The following is an 18,113-nucleotide window of genomic DNA, read 5'->3' on the forward strand; positions in this document are numbered from 1 at the left end:
GCCATGGAACGTCGAGATTTCCTCAAACTGGCATCGATGGCGGGCCTCGGCGTCGTCGCAGCGGGCGCGCTGTCGAGGGACGCGGCGGCGGCTGGCCCCTACTCGGGCCCCCTCTGGGTCCATATCCACGCGAGCGGCGGCTGGGACCCGACGAGCCTCTGCGACCCGAAGGGCGCGATGAGCGCCGAGGAGCAGCAGACGCGGGAAGCGATGAACCGCAGCTACCTGAACGAGGAGATCGGGACCGCCGGGAACCTCCGGTACGCGCCCGTCGGCGGCAACGCCGAGTTCTTCAAGAAGCACTACAGCAAGCTGCTCATCATCAACGGCGTCGACACAGGGACGAACAGCCACGACGCTGGTGTCCGCAACACGTGGTGCGGGACGCTCCGCGAGGGCAAGCCCGGCTTCGCCGCGCTCGTGGCGGGCGTCCACGGCGGCTCGCTGCCGATGGGGTTCATCAGCAACGGCGGCTACGACACGACGGCGAACGTCGTGCCCGTCACCCGCGTGCCCGACACAGGCCTGCTCCAGCGGCTCGCGTACCCGAACGTGATCGACCCCGCGAATGAGAACCGCGAGCCCTACCACACCGAAGCCACGATGACGCGGATCATGGAGGCCCGGCAGGCGCGGCACGCGGCGAGGCTCGAGCAGCAGCGCCTGCCCCACGTGAAGCAGGCGATGAGCACGCTCTTCACCTCGCGCGTCGGGCAGAACGAGCTGAAGCAGCTGATCCAGTTCCTGCCCGCGGAGTTCGAGAAGGCCTCGCTGCGGCGGCAGGCGCAGGTGGCGCTCGCGGCCTACCGCGCCGGCATCTGCGTCAGCGCGAACCTGACGGTGGGCGGGTTCGACACCCACGGCAACCACGACGACAACCACATCCCGCGGCTCGGCGACATCTGCGACGGCGTCGACTTCCTCCTGACCGCCGCCGAGGAGCAGGGCATCGCCGACCGGATCGTCATCGTCGTGGGCTCGGACTTCGGGCGGACGCCGGGCTACAACGAGGGCAACGGCAAGGACCACTGGAACATCACCAGCATGATGCTGGCCGGCGCCGGCATTCAGGGGAACCGGGTGATCGGCGCGACCGACGAGCGGCACAACCCGCTCGATGTCGATCCGGTCACGCTCGAGCCGAAGCAGGGCGGCGTCCGGATCAAGCCGGGGCACATCCACAAGGCGCTGCGCAAGCTCGCCGGGATCGCGGAAGACCCGCTCGTGCAGCGATTCCCGCTCTCCGAGGAAGAAGATCTGCCGATCTTCGGGTGAGGGAGCGCGCGCCGCGAGACGCGCGCGGCGTGGCCTGACGGAACGAGCGGCGGGGGGGCGGGGCGCTGGTCTCCGCGCCGCTCCCTTCCACGCCGCTTTCCTCCTCGTCGCTGCCTTCCCTCCGCTCACTCCACCGAGAAAGCGATCTCCTCGCCGGCCGAAGCGCCGTCCGCCTCGACGCGGAGCCGGTGCGCGCCGGCGACGAGCGGCCAGTCGAGCGCGAACGGCGGGCCTACCTCGATCGGGCGGCCGTCGAGGACGAAGCGCGCGCGGCGCACGCCCGGGGGGACGTCGGCGCGGAGCCGGATGGCCTGCAGCGAGTTGACCGAGGGGTCGAGGACGAACCGGGCGCCGTCGGGCGGGTACGCGACGCGGACGGGCGCGCCGGGCGCCGCCGCGCCGGACGCGCCGTCGCGCCCGGGGAGCGCGCCGCAGAGGGGCGACGCCTCGTCGGGCGCGACAGGGCGGCCGGCGGCGCGCGCCCAGGCGGTGAGCTCGGCGTCGTAACGCTCGAAGACGCGCTCCTCGACGGCCGCTTCGGGGCACGCGCCGGCGCGCAGGCCGTTGCGGCGATCGACGCGCACGGCCTCGTGCATGTCGCACGGCGCGATCGCCGCGGCGTCGCCGCGCGGGAGGAGCTCCCGGCGGCGGTGCGGGCACGCCGCCGTGGGCCGCATGCCGGAGAGGCTGCAGACCTCGACCTCGGCGAGCTGATCGGGGTCGGGCGGGTCGAACGGGCGCGGCGGCCGGACGCGCGCGGCGGCGAGCATGGCGTCGCGGAACAGCGGGCCCGCGCCGGTGATGCCGCTGATGCCGCCCATCGGCGAGCCGTCGAAGTTGCCGACCCAGACGGCGACGGTGACGTCGGGCGTGAAGCCGACCGCGATGTTGTCGCGGAACCCCTTGGACGTGCCCGTCTTCGCGGCCACAGGGAACGGTAGGTCGAGCGCGCTGCCCTCGCCGAACGACGCGAGCCGCGCCTTGTCGTCGGCGAGGATGTCGACGACCACCCGGGCGCGCGCGGCGTCGAGGACGCGCGCGGCGGGCGGCGTCGAGGACGCGCGCGCCGCGGGCGGCTCGACCGGGGCGCTGACCTCGCGCGGCGCGGCCGGCGCTTCCTCGACGCCGCGCGCGGCGGGCGGCGCGTCGGTCCACGCGCGCACCGCGCGGACCGGCAGGTAGAGCCCGCCGCGCGCGAGCGTGGCGTAGGCGTTCGCGAGATCGAGGAGGCGGACCTCGCCGTCGCCGAGCGCGATCGCGACGCCGTAGCGCGACGGCGCGCCGTCGAGCGAGCGGAGGCCGAGCTCCCGGAGGCGATCGAGGACGCGCTCCGGGCCGAGCGCGGCCGCCGTCCAGACGGCCGGGACGTTGTACGAGCTGGCGAGCGCGTCCCGGAGGCGAACCGGGCCGTGGAAGCGCCCGTCGTAGTTCCGGGGCGCGTAGCTGCCGTCCGGGGTCGGGAACGAGAGCTCGACGTCGGGCAGGACGGTCGCGGCGGTGAACCCGAGGCGCTCCATGGCGAGCTCGTAGACGAACGGCTTCAGGGCGGAGCCGGGCTGGCGCAACGCGAGGACGCCGTCGTTGTGGCCGAGCCCGGCGGCGTCGTCGATGTCGTGCGAGCCGACATACGCGAGGATCTCGCCGGTCGCGTTCTCGAGCACCACCACCGCCGCGGCGCCGACGTCGCGGTCCGAGAGGCCGCGGACGGTCTGCTGCGCGAGGACCTCGATCTCGCGCTGGAGGCCGCGATCGATCGTCAGGGTGATCGCGCTCGCCCGGCCGCGCGACGGCTCCGCGCCGGGGCGCTCGGCGCCTGGATCAGCGCCGCCGTCCAGCGCCCCACCGAGCACGGCGCGGACGAGGTGCGGCGCGCCGAGGCCGCTCCCCCTCGGGGCGAGCGCGATGGGCTCCGCGCGGGCGCGGGCCACCTCGGCCTCGCCGGCGAGGCCGGCCGCGAGCATGCGATCGAGGACGCGGTTCCTGCGGCGCTCGAGTGGCCCCGTGCCGCGGCGCGGGTCGTACAGCGCGGGGCCGCGCGGCATGCTGGCGAGCGCGGCGGCCTCGGCGAGCGAGAGGTCCGCGGTGGGCTTGTCGAAGTAGAAGCGGCTCGCCGCCTCGACGCCGCGCAGGCCCGGGCCGAACGCGACGCGGTTCAGGTACTGCTCGAGGATCTCGCGCTTCGAGAGCGACGCCTCGATGCGCAGCGCGAGCGCCATCTCGCCGAGCTTGCCGCGCGCGGTGCGGGGGCGCGGCACGAGCGTGCGCGCGAGCTGCTGCGTGATCGTCGAGGCGCCCGAGACGACGCGCCGCTCCGCCGCGAGCTGGCCGACGGCGCGCGCGATCGCGACCGGATCGACGCCGGGATGGAGCGAAAACCGCCGGTCCTCCGCGGCCAGGAGCGCGCGCTGGATGCGATCGCCTGCCTCGGCGAGCGGCAGCCAGCGCGCGCGCGCGCCGTCCCCGGCGCGGAGCTCGCGCAGCACCGTGCCGTGGCGGTCGTACAGCACCGTGGAGACGGCGTGATCCTCGGTCGCCCGGAGCTCCGGCGGGAGCGGCGTGAGGGCCGCGACGACGGCGAGCAGGAGCCACGGGGCGACGGCGGCCGCGAGCGCGAGCCGCGCCGCGCGCCGCAGGGAGCGCGGCGAGCGCGGGCGGAGGCGGGCGAGCCACCGCCCGGCGCGGCCGGTCCACGGCGGAGAGGGCGCGCGCACGGGTCAGCGCGGACGCGGGGCCGCGTCCGCCCCCCGGCTCGAGACCTTCACCGTGATGGCGCCCGTCCGGCCGAAGACCTCGGGGGTGTACATCTCCTCCGCGCGCGCGGGCGGGACGACGAACGAGCCGAGCGTGGTGGCGCGCGCGAGGTACCGGTACCGGTACATGCCGGCGGCCATGTGATCGACGAAGAACAGGACCCTGTCGTCGCGGATCTCGCGGACGAAGCGGCTCGGCTCGTACGCGCGGCCGGTCGCGCGGAGGTCGTCCTGGTCGACGTCCGCGTCGGCGTCGTCCGCCGCGGCCTCCGCGGCGTCGACGTCGAGCGAGCGCGCCGACGTCGCGAGCCGCGCGTCGACCGCCTCGAGGCCGGCCGGGAGCGGATCGTCGATGACCACGAAGTCGCGCGGCGAGGGCGTCACCACGACGATCTCGCCGAGCACGAGGTCGCCGCCGGCGAAGCTGAGCGACGAGGGCGCCGCGCCTGCAGCGCCGCCGGACGGCGCCGCGCCGCCGAGCGCGGCGGCGAGGTCCTCGGGCGCGAGCGCGCGCAGCGACTTCTCGATGTAGAACCCGCGGTCGAGCGCCGCCGTCGGGAGCTGCTTGCGCGCGTAGCGGAGCCGCGCCTCGTAGAACAGGCGGCCGCGCCCGTCGACCGCGAACGAGAGCGGCGCGCCCGCGGCGCTCGCGAGCCTCGCCGCGGGGATCGACGTCCTGGCTTGCTCGGTCGTCGCGCCGTGGAACGGGGCGGTGAACAGCTCCGCCTGCCCGAGGAACACGCGCGCGTCGAAGTCGGGGGGCGTCTTCTCCTGCGCCTTCCGGTACTGATCGAGCGCGAGCAGCGCCCACGCCGTCTCCTGCGTGCTGCGCCACGTGCCCCCGCGGCGATCCGCGAGCAGCCCCGCCGCGAGCCGCGGCCCGAGCGGGTGAGACGGCCGCGCGGCGAGCAGCGCGCGCAGCACGAGCGCCGAGGTGCGGGCCTCGGAGTCCATGAGGACCGCGTACGCGTCGCCGTGGTTGTGGACGGCGCGCGCGACCGGGCCGTCGAGCCGCAGCGCGCCCTCGAGCTCGCGCACCAGCTCATCCACGGCCGCCCTGTCGCTCTTGCCGATCACCATCGCGTGCGCGAGGAGCGCCTTCGAGAAGAGCGGCAGCTTCTCGCGCTCGTCGAACAGCCGGCTCGCGCGCCCGGGGTCCGGCGCGCCGTTCGCCGCGAGCACGTCGAGGATGAACGGCGCCGTCGCCCGCAGGAGCGGATCGTCGCCGGCCTCGTTGAGCTTGCCGCGCAGGAAGGAGATCGCGCGCTCGATCGCGTCGGCGGGCACCGCGACGCCGTAGCGCCTGGCCTCGCCGAGGCCCCACAGCGCGTACGCGGTGGTCCAGAGATCCGCGCGGTCCGACTCGGCGAAGAAGCCGAAGCTCCCTTCCCCGCGCTGGTGCGAGAGGATCTCCCGGACCGTCTTGCCGATCACCGCCGCGAGGTTCTGCGGCAAGGCGATGCCGTAGGCCTTGGCGAGGTCGCGCAGCGACAGGAGCGGCACCATGCGGCTCGTCAGCTGCTCGGTGCACCCGTACGGGTACTCGAGGAGCTGCTCCACGCCGCCGCCGAGGCCGACGAGCGCGGTCGACGAGAGGCTCACCGTCAGCCCCCCGGTGTCGTCGCGGATGGCCGACAGGTCGCCGAGCCGCTCCGCGCTCGCGGTGGTCGTGTCGCCGTAGAGCGCGACGGCTTCCGGCGAGATGGGCGTCTTGATCTCGCGGGTCACCTCGACGACGTCCTCCGCGCCGCCGCCGGAAGCGCGGAAGCGCAGCGTCGCCGGGCCGGCCCGCGGCGCCGAGAGCGCGAAGCGGACCTCGGCCGACCCGCCCGGGGCGAGCTCGACGGCGCGCTTCGCGCCGCCCGCGAGCGTGAGCCCCGACGCGGTGACCTCCACCTCGACCGTCGTCGGCTTCGCGAGCCCCTTCGACGTCACGACGACGCCCGCGTCGATCGCGTCGCCGGCGCGGAGGAAGCGCGGCAACGCCGGCCGGGCCATGAGCGGGCGGCTCGCCGTGACGCGGGACTCGCCGTAGCCGAACCGATCGTCCTCCGCGGCGACGACCGCCATGATCCGGTAGGTCGTGAGCGAGTCGGGCAGCTTGAAGCTCGCGTGCACCTGCCCGGAGGCGTCGGTGACGAGCGCGGGGTGGTAGTACGCGCTCTGGCGGAAGTCGCGGCGCACGCCCGTGCTGCCGCCGGCGCCGCCGCCGCCCGCGCGCCCCTTGTCGGCGCCGAGGTCCGCGAACGGGTTGCGCACGCGGGCGAGCGCCTCGCGCGTCTCGATCGTCGCCACCTTCAAGCTGCGCGGCGCGCCGAACACCGGGATCGGATCCGGCGTCTCGTAGCTGGTCAGCGACAGCACGCCCTCGTCCACGGCGTAGAGCGTGACCTCCGCGCGGGCGGGCCGGCCGCCGCGGTCGCGGACGTCGACGTCCACGCGGATCGGGTCGCCGGGGCGGGCGTCCGCCTTGTCCGGGCGGACGCGCACCGCGAGCCGCTGCGCCTCGGGGTTCACGCGGAGCGGCGCGTAGCCGAGGCGGAACGCCGGCGCGCCGACGTCGGGGCCCGCCACCCCGCCCTTGCCCGGCGCGGGCGGCGGCCTGGTTCGCCCGCGCAGGAGCAGCACGGACACGAACGCGTTCGGCCGGAGGTCGTCCGTGATCGGGACGTCTATCACCGGCATCGCGCCCGCGAGCTTCACCCTCCGGCGCGAGGAGATCCCCGCGCGCTCGACCGTGACCAGCGCGTCGGCGGCGGCGAACGGCGATTTCACGATCACGCGCGCGGTCTGCCCGACCTCGTAGCTGTCGCGGTCGGGCACGAGCTCGACCTTGAGCTCGTCGCTGTCGCCGAAGCCGCCGCCGCCCTCGCCGAGCGCGTAGACGCCGGCCGCGGCGCCGACGGGGTTGCCGCGGCGATCCTTCGCCGTCGCGTGCAGGAGGTAATAGCCCCCGGACGGGATCGTGAGCCCGCAGCTCCGCGGCGCCGCCGCCGTCGTGACGCCGCAGCGCGCGACGACCTTGTCGACCGGCACGCTCACGCTGCGGTACGCGCTGCCGCTCCCCTCGCGCGCGAGCGTCCACGTCCGCTGGACGAGCTCCACCCCGACGGCGACCTGCGCGACCCGCGCCCCCTTCGGATCGACAGCGAGGATCTCCGGCCGGAGCACGTCGCCCGCCTTCGCGAAGCGCTCGGGCTCCTTGAGGGCGACGTAGAACTCGGCGGGGTGCACGAGCGCCGTCGAGCTCCCGGCGATCGCCTGCCGCGACACGTCCGTGATCTCCGCCTCGCACGTCACGAGCTCGGTGCCGCGCTGCCCGGGCATGGCGAGCGTCGCGCCGATCACCGCCTGCCCTGTCGCGTCGAGCTTGTCGCGCGCGCTCTGCACCTCGTGCTCGCGCGGGGCCCGGTCCGGCAGCGCGTCCGTGAGCTCGTCCTCGCTGACGGTGAAGCCCTCGATCCCGGGCGGAGAGAACGCCGCCGGCCCGCGCGTCACCGAGAGCCTGGCCTCGGCGTTCGTCATCGGCGCCCCGAACAGGTAGTCGCCGCGCGCGACCCAGCGCGCCTTGTCGCCGCGGACGTAGCTCGGCCTGTCGCTCTCGACGCCGACCTTGAACTCGGCGGGCCGGTACTCGGCCACCTCGACGCTGCCCGCCACGTGCGGCCACCCCGCGTCGCCGCCCTGGACCGTGGCGGAGAGGTTGTACGTGCCGAGGCGCGCCGTCTCCGGGATCTTCACGTCGGCCGAGAACGTCCCGAAGGCGCCGAGCGACAGCGACTGGGTGACGATCGCCTCGCCGTCGGGCCCCTCGACCTTGAACGCGACGCTCTTGCCGACCGGCGTCTTCGTCCCGCGCGCCGCCTCCTCGCGGAGGATCCCCTTCACGCGCACGGCGTCGCCCGGCCGGTAGATGCCGCGATCGGAGAACACCATCCCGAACGGGCGCGCCTCGCTGAAGTCGGACGGCGCGCCGAAGCGCCACCCGCTCAGCGAGTCGGCCACGCGGCGGTACGTCCAGTCGTCGCCCGCGCGCGCGAAGATCACGCCGCGCTCCGGCCCGGACGATGTCTGCGGCCGGTACGCCTCCGGGGCGATGGTCGCGAACCCCTCGGCGTCGGTGAGCACCGCCGAGGGCGCGCGCATGTCCGGGGTCCGGATCCACACGCTCGCGCCGGGCACCGGCGCGCCCGTCGACAGGCGCGTCACCCACACGAGCGAGCCGTGCGGCGACACCTTCGCGCTGATCCCGAGGTCGGTCACCTGCGCGATCACCGCCTCGGAGGCGGTGCGCGCGTGCCGCGTCCCGGGCCGCGCTGTGTAGCTGATCCCGATCGCCAGCGGCCCGCGCTTGCCCTCGCCGCCCAGCACCTCGCTGGCGCGCACGAGGTGCGTCGCCGGCGCGTTCGTCGCGGCGGCCGGGCGCAGGACCGACTGCTTGCCGGAGGGCAGCGCCGCGATCTCGCTCATCTTCGGGCTCCGCCCCGGGCTGTTCGGGTCGGCCTCCAGGGCGAGCACCGCCTCCTCGGTCATCGCGCCGACGGCGAGCGACAGCTCGCGCACGTTCATGGACACGACCGGGATCTCGCGCCGCTGGGCTGGCTCGAAGACGCTCCCGGTGAGCCCGATCTGCGCCTCGGGCCAGCGGTCGCCGAACGCGATCTGCTCGGTGGCGGCGCCCGCGAGCGCCTGCCCGTGCGCGTCGCGCAGGCCGGCGGCCACGCGCACCTGGTAGCTGCGCCCCGGGGCGAACGGGCCGCCGAGGGGGATGTGGCTCGTGAGCTCGTCGTCCTGGAGCCACGACGGCCACCTCAGCTTCACGGCGGGCTCCACCGAGATCGCCCGCTTCGCGTCCGCGAGCCGGACGGGGTTCGAGAAGGCCAGCGTGAACCCGCCCTCGGCCGCGCAGCGCCCCTGCGGCGTGTCGCGATCGCACTGGGCGTTCAGGAGCCGGAGCGGCCCGTACGTGCGGTACGAGAACCGCTGCTCCTCGCCGGCCGGCAGCGGCCCCTCGCGGCCACGGAGGCCCTGGGCCACGACGAGCTCGATCTCGCTGTCGCGCGGCAGCGGGGCGCGCGGGACGAGCTCGACGAGCATCTCGTTCTTCGGGTCGGGGCGGCGGACCTCGAACGCGACCTTGGCCGCGCGGCCGCCGGCCCTGAGGGACACGCTCCGGGAGATCTCGGCGGCGTCGACGGGCTGGTTGAACCGGAGCGCGAACCGCGTTTCCGGCTCGAGATCGTCCTTGCCCGACCAGGGCTCGACGCGCGCGACCCTGGGCAGCTCGGTGCGGAAGGTGAGCACGTAGGGCGCGGCGAGCGCGCTGCCGTCGAGCGCGCGGGTGCCCGCCGGGACCTCGACGGTGAATGGGGTGCCGCGCGGCAGGTGGCCCTCGGGGACGAACGTGAGGCCGCTGGTGCCGACCCAGCGCCAGCGCCCGGGCGCCGGCGGCTTCAGGACCGCGGGGGCGGCGGCCTCGCCGCCGGCGAGGTCGAGCGGCCGCATCGGCCGGTTGAACACGAGGCTGATCTCGGCGGGGCTCGTGGTCTGCCCGCGGGGCGCGCCGAACACCACCGCGAAAGGCCCCTCCGCGGCCTTGCCGCCCGCGTCGAGCGCGCCGGGGGCGAGCGTGCCGCGGGGCGGCACGTTGGGCGCGCGCGCCCCCTGCACGCACGCGAGGCTGAGGGCGATGGCGGCCAGGGCAGCGGGCGCGGACCGGAGGCGCGGAGCGACGGACATGGGGCCGCGACTCAGCAATGGGGGTGCCGCGGCCGCAAGAGGCCTGTCCTTCGCGGGAGCCGGGCGCGCGATGTGGCAGGCGGGACACACCCCGGGATCCACTGGACGCGTCCCGGCGCCCTCGGGAGCTGGCGGCGCGCTCGGGCTCAGGGCCAGGTGGCCAGCACGGCGGCGATCCACCTTTCCGGATCGCGCACCCCCGGATGCTGCTCGATGTGCACGAACCGCCGCGGAGCGGGCGCCGCAGCAGCCATGCCAAAGCTGAAGGTCGTCGGCGCGCCGTTGAGGAACAACCCCTGGACGTTGCTCGTCGCGTTCAACGAGCACACGCGGCTTCCGGGGACGCCGATCCGCCATGTGGGATCGAGGGCGAGCATGTTGTTCCTGAGCTCCAGGATCTTGTCGCCCGCCCCGGGGGCTGTGTCGACGCCGTGAGAGAGGTGCACATCCACCCTCTCGCAGGTGTCCTCCGCCATGCCGTGCCACTGGATGGCCCACCACGGCCTCCACCCGTAATAGGCCGCGATCTCGACGTGAGAGGCGTGGAACATGGTCGCCGCGTTGTGGGCGACGTCCGAGCTCATCGAGAAGGTCTGGAATGCGCGCTCGTCCGGGCGCGCGTCGCGGTGCGCGCCGGCCAGCAGGAAGGTGCGGGATCTCGACCGCTTGAAGACGGTGACGGCCTGCGTCTCCGTCCCCTCGTCCGCGATCGGATGCGACACCTGATGGCTGAGCTCCCGCTCCGCGAACGCGTCCACGATGAACGCGCCGAACCCCCGATCGACGACGCCGTCCCCGTTCCGGTCGGCGGTCTCCATGAGCAGGCAGTAGCTGCGGCCGTTGTCCGCGTCGCGGAACGGCCGCAGCTGCACGAACGGTGACAGGGTGGACGGCAGCGGGAAGCCGCACGCGCCGTACATCATCGCGCTGACGACGCTCCGCCAGGCGCTCATCTCCAGGAAGGCCGGGGCGACGAACACCCCCGAGCTCCTGCCGGGCATCTGGTCGCGGATGCACGCGACGAGCGCCTCGAGGGTCGCGCTCGATGGACAGGTGAGCTCGGCGGCGCCCGTCGCGCGAGGCGCCATGAGGACGCTGGCGCCCACGAGGAGCAGAGACGATCGGCCGAACCGCATACCAACGACACCTCCGGACCGGGGCTCACAGGACTGCGCTGCGCCGGGTGCAAGCCCGGGACCGGGGAAAGAGCAGGGCGATCTGTGCGGATTGTTCGCGGTCGCCGCGGCCACCACATCGCAGCATCGCCCGGCCCGATCGGCGACCTGGTGACGCCCCGCAAGATCCCCGAAAAAACGTGGAAATATTGAAGGCCTTATCCTCGTCGCCGTGAAGCTCATCCAGCGCGGGCTGCTCGGACGCGACGCAGCCGAGGCGATCGCCATCCCCGTCGGGGCCGTCACGGCCTCGCTCCTCGTGTTCGGCGCCTTCGTGGCCACCCAGGGGGCGAACCCCTTGAACGTCTATTACGAGATGTACCGCGGCGCCTTCGGCACGTGGTTCTCGTTCCAGAACACCCTGCTGCGCGCCGCGCCGCTCATGCTGACCGCGCTCTGCACCGCGCTGCCGGCGCGCCTCGGCCTGATCGTCATCGGCGGCGAGGGCGCTGTCGTCATGGGCGGGCTCGCGGCCGCCTCGGCGGCGCTCGCCGCGCAGGCGTGGCGCGCGCCGCCGCTCGCGACGCTCACCGCCATGCTCGTCTCGGGGCTCCTGGCCGGGGCGCTCTGGGTCGGCCTCGCCGGCGCGCTGCGCGCGTACCGCGGCGTGAGCGAGACGATCAGCAGCCTGCTCCTCAACTACGTCGCCATCGCGATCCTGAACCACCTCGTCGAGGGCGCGCTGCGCGACCCCGCGAGCCTGAACAAGCCGTCGACGGCGCCGATCGGCGCCGAGAACGCGCTCGGGAACCTGCCCGGCGTCGAGGTCCACTGGGGCCTCGCCTACGGCGTGCTCGCCTGCGCGCTCTGCTACGTGCTCATGCACCGCACGACCTTCGGCTTCGCCGCGGCGATGAGCGGCGGCAACGTCCGCGCGGCGCTGCTCGCAGGCTTGCCGGTCAGGCGCCTGCTCGTGATCACCTGCATGCTCGCCGGGGCGTGCGCGGGGCTCGCCGGCATGGTCGAGGTCGCCGCCGTCCACGGCCGCGCCAACGCGTCGCTGGTCAGCGGCTACGGCTACACCGGGATCCTCGTCGCGTTCATCGCGCGCCACAACCCGCTCGCGATCATGCCGGTCGCCCTCCTGCTCGGGGGCATCGGCGCGAGCGGCGGCCTCGTGCAGCGGGCGGCGCAGCTCCCCGACGCGACGGTGAGCGTGCTCCAGGGGGTCCTGTTCCTCGCGATCCTCGCCAGCGAGGCGCTCTACGGCCGCATCCGCCTCACCCGCGCGCCCACGGTCCCGCAGGGCGAGCCCGCGTCGGCGGTGGCGTGATGAGCGACGCATCGGCGCTGGGGCTCTGGGGCATCCCCCTCGCGGTCGCCGCCGGGGCGATCCGCATCAGCACGCCGTTCCTTTTCGTGAGCCTCGGCGAGTGCCTCACGGAGAAGAGCGGCCGCGTGAACCTCGGCCTGGAGGGCACGCTCGTGATGGGCGCGATGGGCGGCTACGGCGTCTCGTACCTCACCGGCTCCGCCTGGCTCGGCGTCCTCGCCGCCGGCGGCCTCGGCGCGGCGCTCGGCGCGCTGCACGCCTGGCTGTGCTCGAAGCCGCGCGTCAACGACATCGCGGTCGGCATCGCGCTCATGCTCTTCGGCGTCGGCCTCGCCTTCTTCCTCGGCAAGCCGCTCATCAGGCCGACGGCGCCCCGCCTGCCGGCGATCCCGCTCGGCTTCTTCAGCGATCTCCCGCAGGTCCGCTCCGCGCTCCAGGTGAACGCGCTCTTCCTCATCGGGGCCGCGCTCGCCCCGCTCCTGCTCTGGATGCTCGACCGCACGCGGATCGGGCTCGTGCTGCGCACGGTCGGCGAGAGCGCCGACAGCGCCCGCGCGATGGGGGTCGACGTGAACCTGGTCCGGCGGCGCGCGACGATGGCCGGCGGCTTCCTCGCCGGCGTCGGCGGCTCGTTCCTCTCGCTCTTCTACCCTGGCAGTTGGAACGAGGGCCTCTCGAGCGGACAGGGGCTCATGGCGGTCGCCCTCGTCATCTTCGCGCGCTGGAACCCGGTGCGCTGCCTCTGGGCCTCGCTCCTCTTCGGCGGCGCGAGCGCGCTCGGCCCGGCGCTCCAGTCCGTCGGCGTCACCTGGGGGTACCACCTCTTCAACGCCGCGCCGTACATCGTCACGCTGGCCCTCATGGTCGCCACGAGCTCCGCGACCCGGACCCTTCCCGATCAGCCCGCCGAGCTCACGCTCGCGCGATGAGCGCGCGAGCCGACACGCTGCCGACACGTTGCCGACACGTTGAACGACAGGAGGAATCGACGCATGACCCACGTGGCCGCTGACCCCTATGCCTGGCCGTACGACGGCGATTTCCGCCCCGAGACGACGGCCCTCCTCGTCATCGACATGCAGACCGACTTCTGCGGCAAGGGCGGGTACATCGATCTGCTCGGGTACGACATCTCGCTGACGCGAGCCTGCATCGCGCCGATCCAGCGCGTGCTCGCGGCGGCGCGCCGCCGCGGCCACCACGTCCTGCACACGCGCGAGGGGCACCGGCCGGACCTCTCGGATCTCCCGGCGAACAAGCGGTGGCGCTCGCGCCGGACCGACGGCGGGCGCGGCACCGGCATCGGCATCGGTGACCCGGGGCCGCGCGGGCGGGTGCTCGTCCGCGGGGAGCCGGGCTGGGAGATCATCCCGGAGCTCGCGCCCCTGCCCGGCGAGCCGATCATCGACAAGCCGGGCAAGGGCTCCTTCTGCGCGACCGACCTCGATCTCATCCTCCGCCAGCGCCGCATCCAGAACCTGATCCTCACGGGGATCACGACGGACGTCTGCGTGCACACGACCATGCGCGAGGCGAACGACCGCGGCTACGAGTGCCTGCTGCTCTCCGACTGCTGCGCGGCCACCGACGCTGGCAACCACGCCGCCGCGCTGAAGATGATCACGATGCAGAACGGCGTGTTCGGCGCGGTCTCGAGCTCCGCGGCGCTCCTGGAGGCGCTCGCTTCGTGATGGACCCGCGCGTCCTCTCGAGCCCGGCGGTGAGGCCGGCCCGCGCCGCCGGCTGCCAGCCAACGCAGCCCGCGCAGCCCGCGCCGCCGCCCGCGCTCTCCGCCGCCGGGATCACGAAGCGGTTCGGGCCACTGCTCGCGCTCGACGATGTCTCGCTGCGCCTCGCCCCCGGGAGCTTCCACGCGCTCCTCGGCGAGAACGGCGCCGGCAAGAGCACGCTGGTCAAGTGCGTCATGGGCTATCACCAGGCCGACGCTGGCGAGATCAGGGTCGGCGACGCCGCCCTGTCGATCAGGAGCCCGCGCGAGGCGCAGTCGCTGGGGATCGGCATGGTCTACCAGCACTTCACCCTGGTGATGAACATGACGGTCGCCGAGAACCTCGTGCTCGCGCGCCCGTCGCTCCCCTTCGTGATCGACTGGCGCGAGGAGCGCGAACAGATCCGCGCGTTCATGGCGCGCATGCCGTTCCGCATCGATCCGGAGCGGACCGTGCGCTCCCTGGCCGCCGGCGAGAAGCAGAAGCTCGAGATCCTGAAGCAGCTCTACCTCGGCAGCCGGATCATCATCCTCGACGAGCCGACCTCGGTGCTCACGCCCGCGGAGGCCGACGAGGTGCTCGGGATGCTCCGGCGCATGGCGGAGGAGCGGCGGGTCAGCGTGCTCATGATCTCGCACAAGTTCCGCGAGGTGATGGCCTTCGCCGACGAGGTCACCGTGCTGCGGCGCGGCCGGGTCGCGGGCCGCGGGAGGGTCGAGGATCTCACGCCCGCGGCCATGGCCGAGATGATGGTCGGCGCGCAGCCGGCGCGCGCCTCTGCGGCCCGCAGCGACGCGCCCGCCGGCGAGCCGGTGCTGCGCATCGAGGGGCTCGCCGCGAGCGACGATCGCGGCCGCCGGGCGCTCGACGGCGTGACGCTCACGGTCCGTCGCGGGGAGATCGTCGGGATCGCGGGCGTCTCGGGCAACGGGCAGGAGGAGCTCGTCGAGGTGCTCGCAGGCCAGCGGCCCGCGCGCGCGGGCAGCGTGCTCGTCCACGGCGAGCCGTACGGCGCCGGCCGCGAGCAGACGCGGGCGCACCGGGTGCGGTGCCTGCCCGAGGAGCCGCTGCGCAACGCCTGCGTCCCGGCGATGAGCGTCGCGGAGAACATCGGGTTCCGCGTCTTCGACAGGCCGCCTTTCACCACGCTCCGCTGGGGCGTGAGCCGCGCCGCGCTGCGGCGGTCGGCCGAGCGCCTCGCCTCCGAGTACGCCGTCAAGGCGCCCTCGGTCGACGCGCCGATCGGCAAGCTCTCCGGCGGCAACGTACAGCGCGCGGTCCTCGCGCGCGAGCTCGGCCTCGGGCAGGGCGAGCGCATCGAGCTCCTCGTCGCCGCGAACCCGTGCTTCGGCCTCGATTTCGCGGCCGTGGCCGAGATCCGCGCCCGCATCCTCGAGGCGCGCAACCGAGGCACCGCCGTCCTCCTCGTGAGCGCGGATCTCGACGAGATCTTCGCCATGGCCGACCGTGTCCTCGTGATGAGCGAGGGGCGCATCGTCCACGAGTCGCCGATCTCGTCGGCCGATGTCGCCGAGATCGGCCGCGCGATGGCGGGGCACCAATGACGGCGCGGGGCACCGAGATCGCGGCGAGGCCGTACCCGTTCCGCCTCGCCGGGCGCGAGTCGGTGGCGTTGCTCGTCATCGACATGCAGCGCGACTTCCTGGAGCCGGGCGGCTTCGGCGCGGCGCTTGGCAACGACGTCCGGCGCCTCCAGCGCGTCGTGCCGACGGTCCGCCGCCTGCTCGACGCCTTCCGCGAGCGCGGCCTGACGGTCATCCACACGAAGGAGGGCCACAGGCCGGATCTCTCCGACTGCCCGGCCGCGAAGCGGGACCGAGGCGCGCCGGGCCTGCGCATCGGCGATCGCGGGCCGATGGGGCGCATCCTCGTCCTGGGCGAGCCGGGCAACGACTTCGTGCCGGAGCTCGCGCCGGCGCGCGGGGAGATCATCGTGCCGAAGCCGGGGAAGGGCGCTTTCTACCGGACGGGGCTCGACGCCAGGCTCGCGGCGCTCGGCGTCACCCAGCTGCTCATCGCCGGCGTGACGACCGAGGTCTGCGTGCAGACGACGATGCGCGAGGCGAACGATCGCGGTTACGAGTGCCTGCTGATCGAGGACGCCACCGAGAGCTATTTCCCGGAGTTCAAGGAGGCGACCCTGGAGATGGTCCGCGCCCAGGGGGCGATCGTCGGCTGGACCGCCCCCGCGAGCGCGGTCCTCGCCGCGCTTTGATCAACAGCAGCGCCGTCCCAGAGCGGTGTTCACCCGCACAGGAGACGGGCCCAGATCGGCGTTTTCGGCGCGCAGGCGCACTCCGGTGCGCCGAGCACTGAAAACGCCGAGGTGGGCCCGTCTCCGAAGCGGGAGAGCACCGCTCACTGAAGGGAGCCGAGCACGCCGTCCACGAGGTAGCTCATGTTCTCGAGCACGATGTCGGTCTGCTTCTGCTCGACGGCCTCGGAGACCACCACCTTGCCCTCGTTGTCCTTGATGGGCCCCTTGAAGATGGTGAGCGTGCCCTCCGTGAGCCCCTCCTTCGCCTCCTCGGCCTTCTGCTTCGCCTCCTCGGAGACGGCGGGCCCGTAGGGCGAGATCTTGACGAACCCTTCCTTGAAGCCGCCGCGCAGGAGGTGCGGATAAGGCTTTCCCTCCCGGATCGACGCCATGTAGTCCGTGTACACCTTGGACCAGTTCCACTCGGCTCCGGTCAGGTACCCCTTCGGTGCGAGCGTTGCCTGGTTGGTGTGGTAGCCGGTGCTGAAGGCGCCGCGGCGCTCCGCGAGCTCGATGATCACCCTGGGCGAGTCGACGTGGGCGGTCAGGACGTCGACGCCCTGGTCGATGAGGCTGTTCGCCGCCTCGGCCTCCTTGACCGGCATCGACCAGTCGCCGGTGAAGATCACGGAAGTCGTCGCCTTCGGGTTCACGCTCCGGACGCCCAGCGTGAAGGCGTTGATGTTGCGCAGCACCTGGGGGATCGGCTTGGCCGCGATGAACCCGAGCTTGCCGCTCTTCGTCGTCATCCCGGCGACGATGCCGGCCACGTACTCCGCCTCGTCGATGTAGCCGAAGTAGCTGCCGACGTTGCCCGGATGCTTCGACCCATCGTAAAGACCACCGCAGTGCAGGAACGTCTTGTCCGGAAACTTCTCTGCCACCTTGAGGATGTGCGGGTCGAAGTAGCCGAATGACGTCGGGAAGATCACCGCCGCGCCGTCGAGGCTGATCATGCTCTCGATCGTCTTCTGCACGGCGACCGTCTCGGGGACGTTCTCCTCCTCGCGGGTCTTCACGCCCGCCAGCCTGGCGACCGCGGCGGCGCCCTCCGCGTGCGCCTGGTTGTAGCCGTAATCGTCCCGGGCGCCGACATAGATGAAGCCCACCGTGAGCGGCTGATCGCTGGACGCCTCCTTGCTGCATCCGGCCGCCGGCAGCAGCGAGAGCGAGACGAGCAGCGGCCGGAAAAAATTGAGGAAAGACGGTCGACGCGGCGCGCCCGCCCCGGGGAGCAGAGGAGTTTTCAGGGTGCTCTTCACACCCTGGATCTGTACGCCCCTCTTCATTTCTGGAACTTTTCCCGTACATGAATTTTCGCGTGCTGCTGAATAGTCATTGAGCGCTCGCCGCTCGCCGTGGCATGGTCGATCAACACGGGAGATTCGCGATGACGTCCATCAATCCAGCAACGACGCGGGAGTCCGCACCTGTGCAGTTGCCTTTCATCATTGCGAATGTGGCGGAGTTCACCGCACATCCGGAGTCGGTCCCATGGCGGCGATTCCGGGAAGGCGTCGAGATCCACCGGCTTTACGGGAGCGGCGACGCGGGCGCCTCGGCGGCGCTCCTGCGCTATGCGCCGGGCGCGTGGGTGCCGCAGCACGTCCATCGCGGCCACGAGCACATCTTCGTGCTCGCGGGCTCTCAGTCGGACGAGCGCGGTCACCACCGGGCCGGGACGCTCGTCGTGAACGCGCCGGGCACCCGGCACAGCGTCTCGAGCGCAGAGGGCTGCATCGTCCTCGCGATCTGGGAGCAGCCCGTCGTCTTCATCTGAGTCGGCGAAGAGACCGCGTTCCTCTCCCCCACCTCTGATTCGTGGGTGTCCCCCACGGCCATGGTCTCCCGCTTCATCGAGGTGGGAGCTCAGCTCTCCTGCGCTCGCGTCAC

General features: G+C 73.4%; 11 protein-coding genes. 7 read left to right on the plus strand and 4 right to left on the minus strand.

Features of this window, described 5'->3' with window-relative positions:
• Window positions 1-3 precede the first annotated feature (3 nt).
• Window positions 4-1,275: a DUF1501 domain-containing protein gene (locus WME89_RS27945; protein WP_438002757.1), complete on the plus strand. Its 1,272-nt coding sequence runs from the start codon at window positions 4-6 to the stop codon at window positions 1,273-1,275.
• A gap of 125 nt (window positions 1,276-1,400) precedes the next feature.
• Here the strand turns inward: WME89_RS27945 and pbpC are convergent, their stop codons facing one another.
• From pbpC to WME89_RS27960, 3 genes are all read right to left on the minus strand, one after another.
• The gene (gene pbpC / locus WME89_RS27950; protein ID WP_438002758.1) at window positions 1,401-3,986 is read right to left on the minus strand and encodes a penicillin-binding protein 1C; all 2,586 of its coding nucleotides are present in this window, start codon (window positions 3,984-3,986) and stop codon (window positions 1,401-1,403) included.
• Window positions 3,987-3,989: 3 nt separating this feature from the next.
• Window positions 3,990-9,764 (minus strand): MG2 domain-containing protein, encoded by a 5,775-nt coding sequence (locus tag WME89_RS27955; protein WP_438002759.1) that lies wholly within the window; start codon window positions 9,762-9,764, stop codon window positions 3,990-3,992.
• A 146-nt stretch (window positions 9,765-9,910) separates the two neighbouring features.
• Window positions 9,911-10,900, minus strand: a complete 990-nt coding sequence (locus tag WME89_RS27960; protein WP_438002760.1) for a hypothetical protein — start codon at window positions 10,898-10,900, stop codon at window positions 9,911-9,913.
• 211 nt (window positions 10,901-11,111) lie between these two features.
• Here WME89_RS27960 and WME89_RS27965 point away from each other — a divergent pair, with 211 nt between their 5' ends.
• The 5 genes from WME89_RS27965 to WME89_RS27985 all read left to right on the plus strand — a co-directional run bounded on the left by WME89_RS27965 (window position 11,112) and on the right by WME89_RS27985 (window position 16,178).
• Window positions 11,112-12,212 (plus strand): ABC transporter permease, encoded by a 1,101-nt coding sequence (locus tag WME89_RS27965; RefSeq protein ID WP_438002761.1) that lies wholly within the window; start codon window positions 11,112-11,114, stop codon window positions 12,210-12,212.
• The gene (locus WME89_RS27970; protein WP_438002762.1) at window positions 12,212-13,141 is read left to right on the plus strand and encodes an ABC transporter permease; all 930 of its coding nucleotides are present in this window, start codon (window positions 12,212-12,214) and stop codon (window positions 13,139-13,141) included. Before WME89_RS27965 ends, WME89_RS27970 begins: the two co-directional genes overlap by 1 nt.
• A 63-nt stretch (window positions 13,142-13,204) precedes the next feature.
• Window positions 13,205-13,903 (plus strand): biuret amidohydrolase, encoded by a 699-nt coding sequence (gene biuH, locus WME89_RS27975; protein ID WP_438002763.1) that lies wholly within the window; start codon window positions 13,205-13,207, stop codon window positions 13,901-13,903.
• Window positions 13,903-15,507, plus strand: a complete 1,605-nt coding sequence (locus tag WME89_RS27980) for an ABC transporter ATP-binding protein (RefSeq protein WP_438011981.1) — start codon at window positions 13,903-13,905, stop codon at window positions 15,505-15,507. Before biuH ends, WME89_RS27980 begins: the two co-directional genes overlap by 1 nt.
• On the plus strand, window positions 15,504-16,178 hold the full coding sequence (locus WME89_RS27985; RefSeq protein WP_438002764.1) for a cysteine hydrolase family protein: 675 nt from the start codon (window positions 15,504-15,506) through the stop codon (window positions 16,176-16,178). Before WME89_RS27980 ends, WME89_RS27985 begins: the two co-directional genes overlap by 4 nt.
• A 143-nt stretch (window positions 16,179-16,321) precedes the next feature.
• Here WME89_RS27985 and WME89_RS27990 read toward each other — a convergent pair whose 3' ends face one another.
• On the minus strand, window positions 16,322-17,509 hold the full coding sequence (locus tag WME89_RS27990; RefSeq protein WP_438002765.1) for a BMP family ABC transporter substrate-binding protein: 1,188 nt from the start codon (window positions 17,507-17,509) through the stop codon (window positions 16,322-16,324).
• A 149-nt stretch (window positions 17,510-17,658) separates the two neighbouring features.
• On the opposite strand from WME89_RS27990, the gene WME89_RS27995 reads away from it, so the two are divergent.
• Window positions 17,659-18,000, plus strand: a complete 342-nt coding sequence (locus WME89_RS27995) for a cupin domain-containing protein (protein ID WP_438002766.1) — start codon at window positions 17,659-17,661, stop codon at window positions 17,998-18,000.
• Window positions 18,001-18,113 lie beyond the last annotated feature (113 nt).

Source organism: Sorangium sp. So ce321 (assembly GCF_051530195.1).
Classification (GTDB): Bacteria; Myxococcota_A; Polyangia; order Polyangiales; family Polyangiaceae; genus Sorangium.

What these genes read in the sequence shown, in the direction of transcription:
- biuH (WP_438002763.1), top strand. Translation starts at nt 13,205, where the DNA reads ATGACCCACGTGGCCGCTGACCCCTATGCCTGGCCGTACGACGGCGAT.
- WME89_RS27960 (WP_438002760.1), bottom strand. Translation starts at nt 10,900, where the DNA reads ATGCGGTTCGGCCGATCGTCTCTGCTCCTCGTGGGCGCCAGCGTCCTC.
- WME89_RS27970 (WP_438002762.1), top strand. Translation starts at nt 12,212, where the DNA reads ATGAGCGACGCATCGGCGCTGGGGCTCTGGGGCATCCCCCTCGCGGTC.
- WME89_RS27990 (WP_438002765.1), bottom strand. Translation starts at nt 17,509, where the DNA reads ATGAAGAGGGGCGTACAGATCCAGGGTGTGAAGAGCACCCTGAAAACT.
- WME89_RS27980 (WP_438011981.1), top strand. Translation starts at nt 13,903, where the DNA reads ATGGACCCGCGCGTCCTCTCGAGCCCGGCGGTGAGGCCGGCCCGCGCC.
- WME89_RS27985 (WP_438002764.1), top strand. Translation starts at nt 15,504, where the DNA reads ATGACGGCGCGGGGCACCGAGATCGCGGCGAGGCCGTACCCGTTCCGC.
- WME89_RS27945 (WP_438002757.1), top strand. Translation starts at nt 4, where the DNA reads ATGGAACGTCGAGATTTCCTCAAACTGGCATCGATGGCGGGCCTCGGC.
- WME89_RS27955 (WP_438002759.1), bottom strand. Translation starts at nt 9,764, where the DNA reads ATGTCCGTCGCTCCGCGCCTCCGGTCCGCGCCCGCTGCCCTGGCCGCC.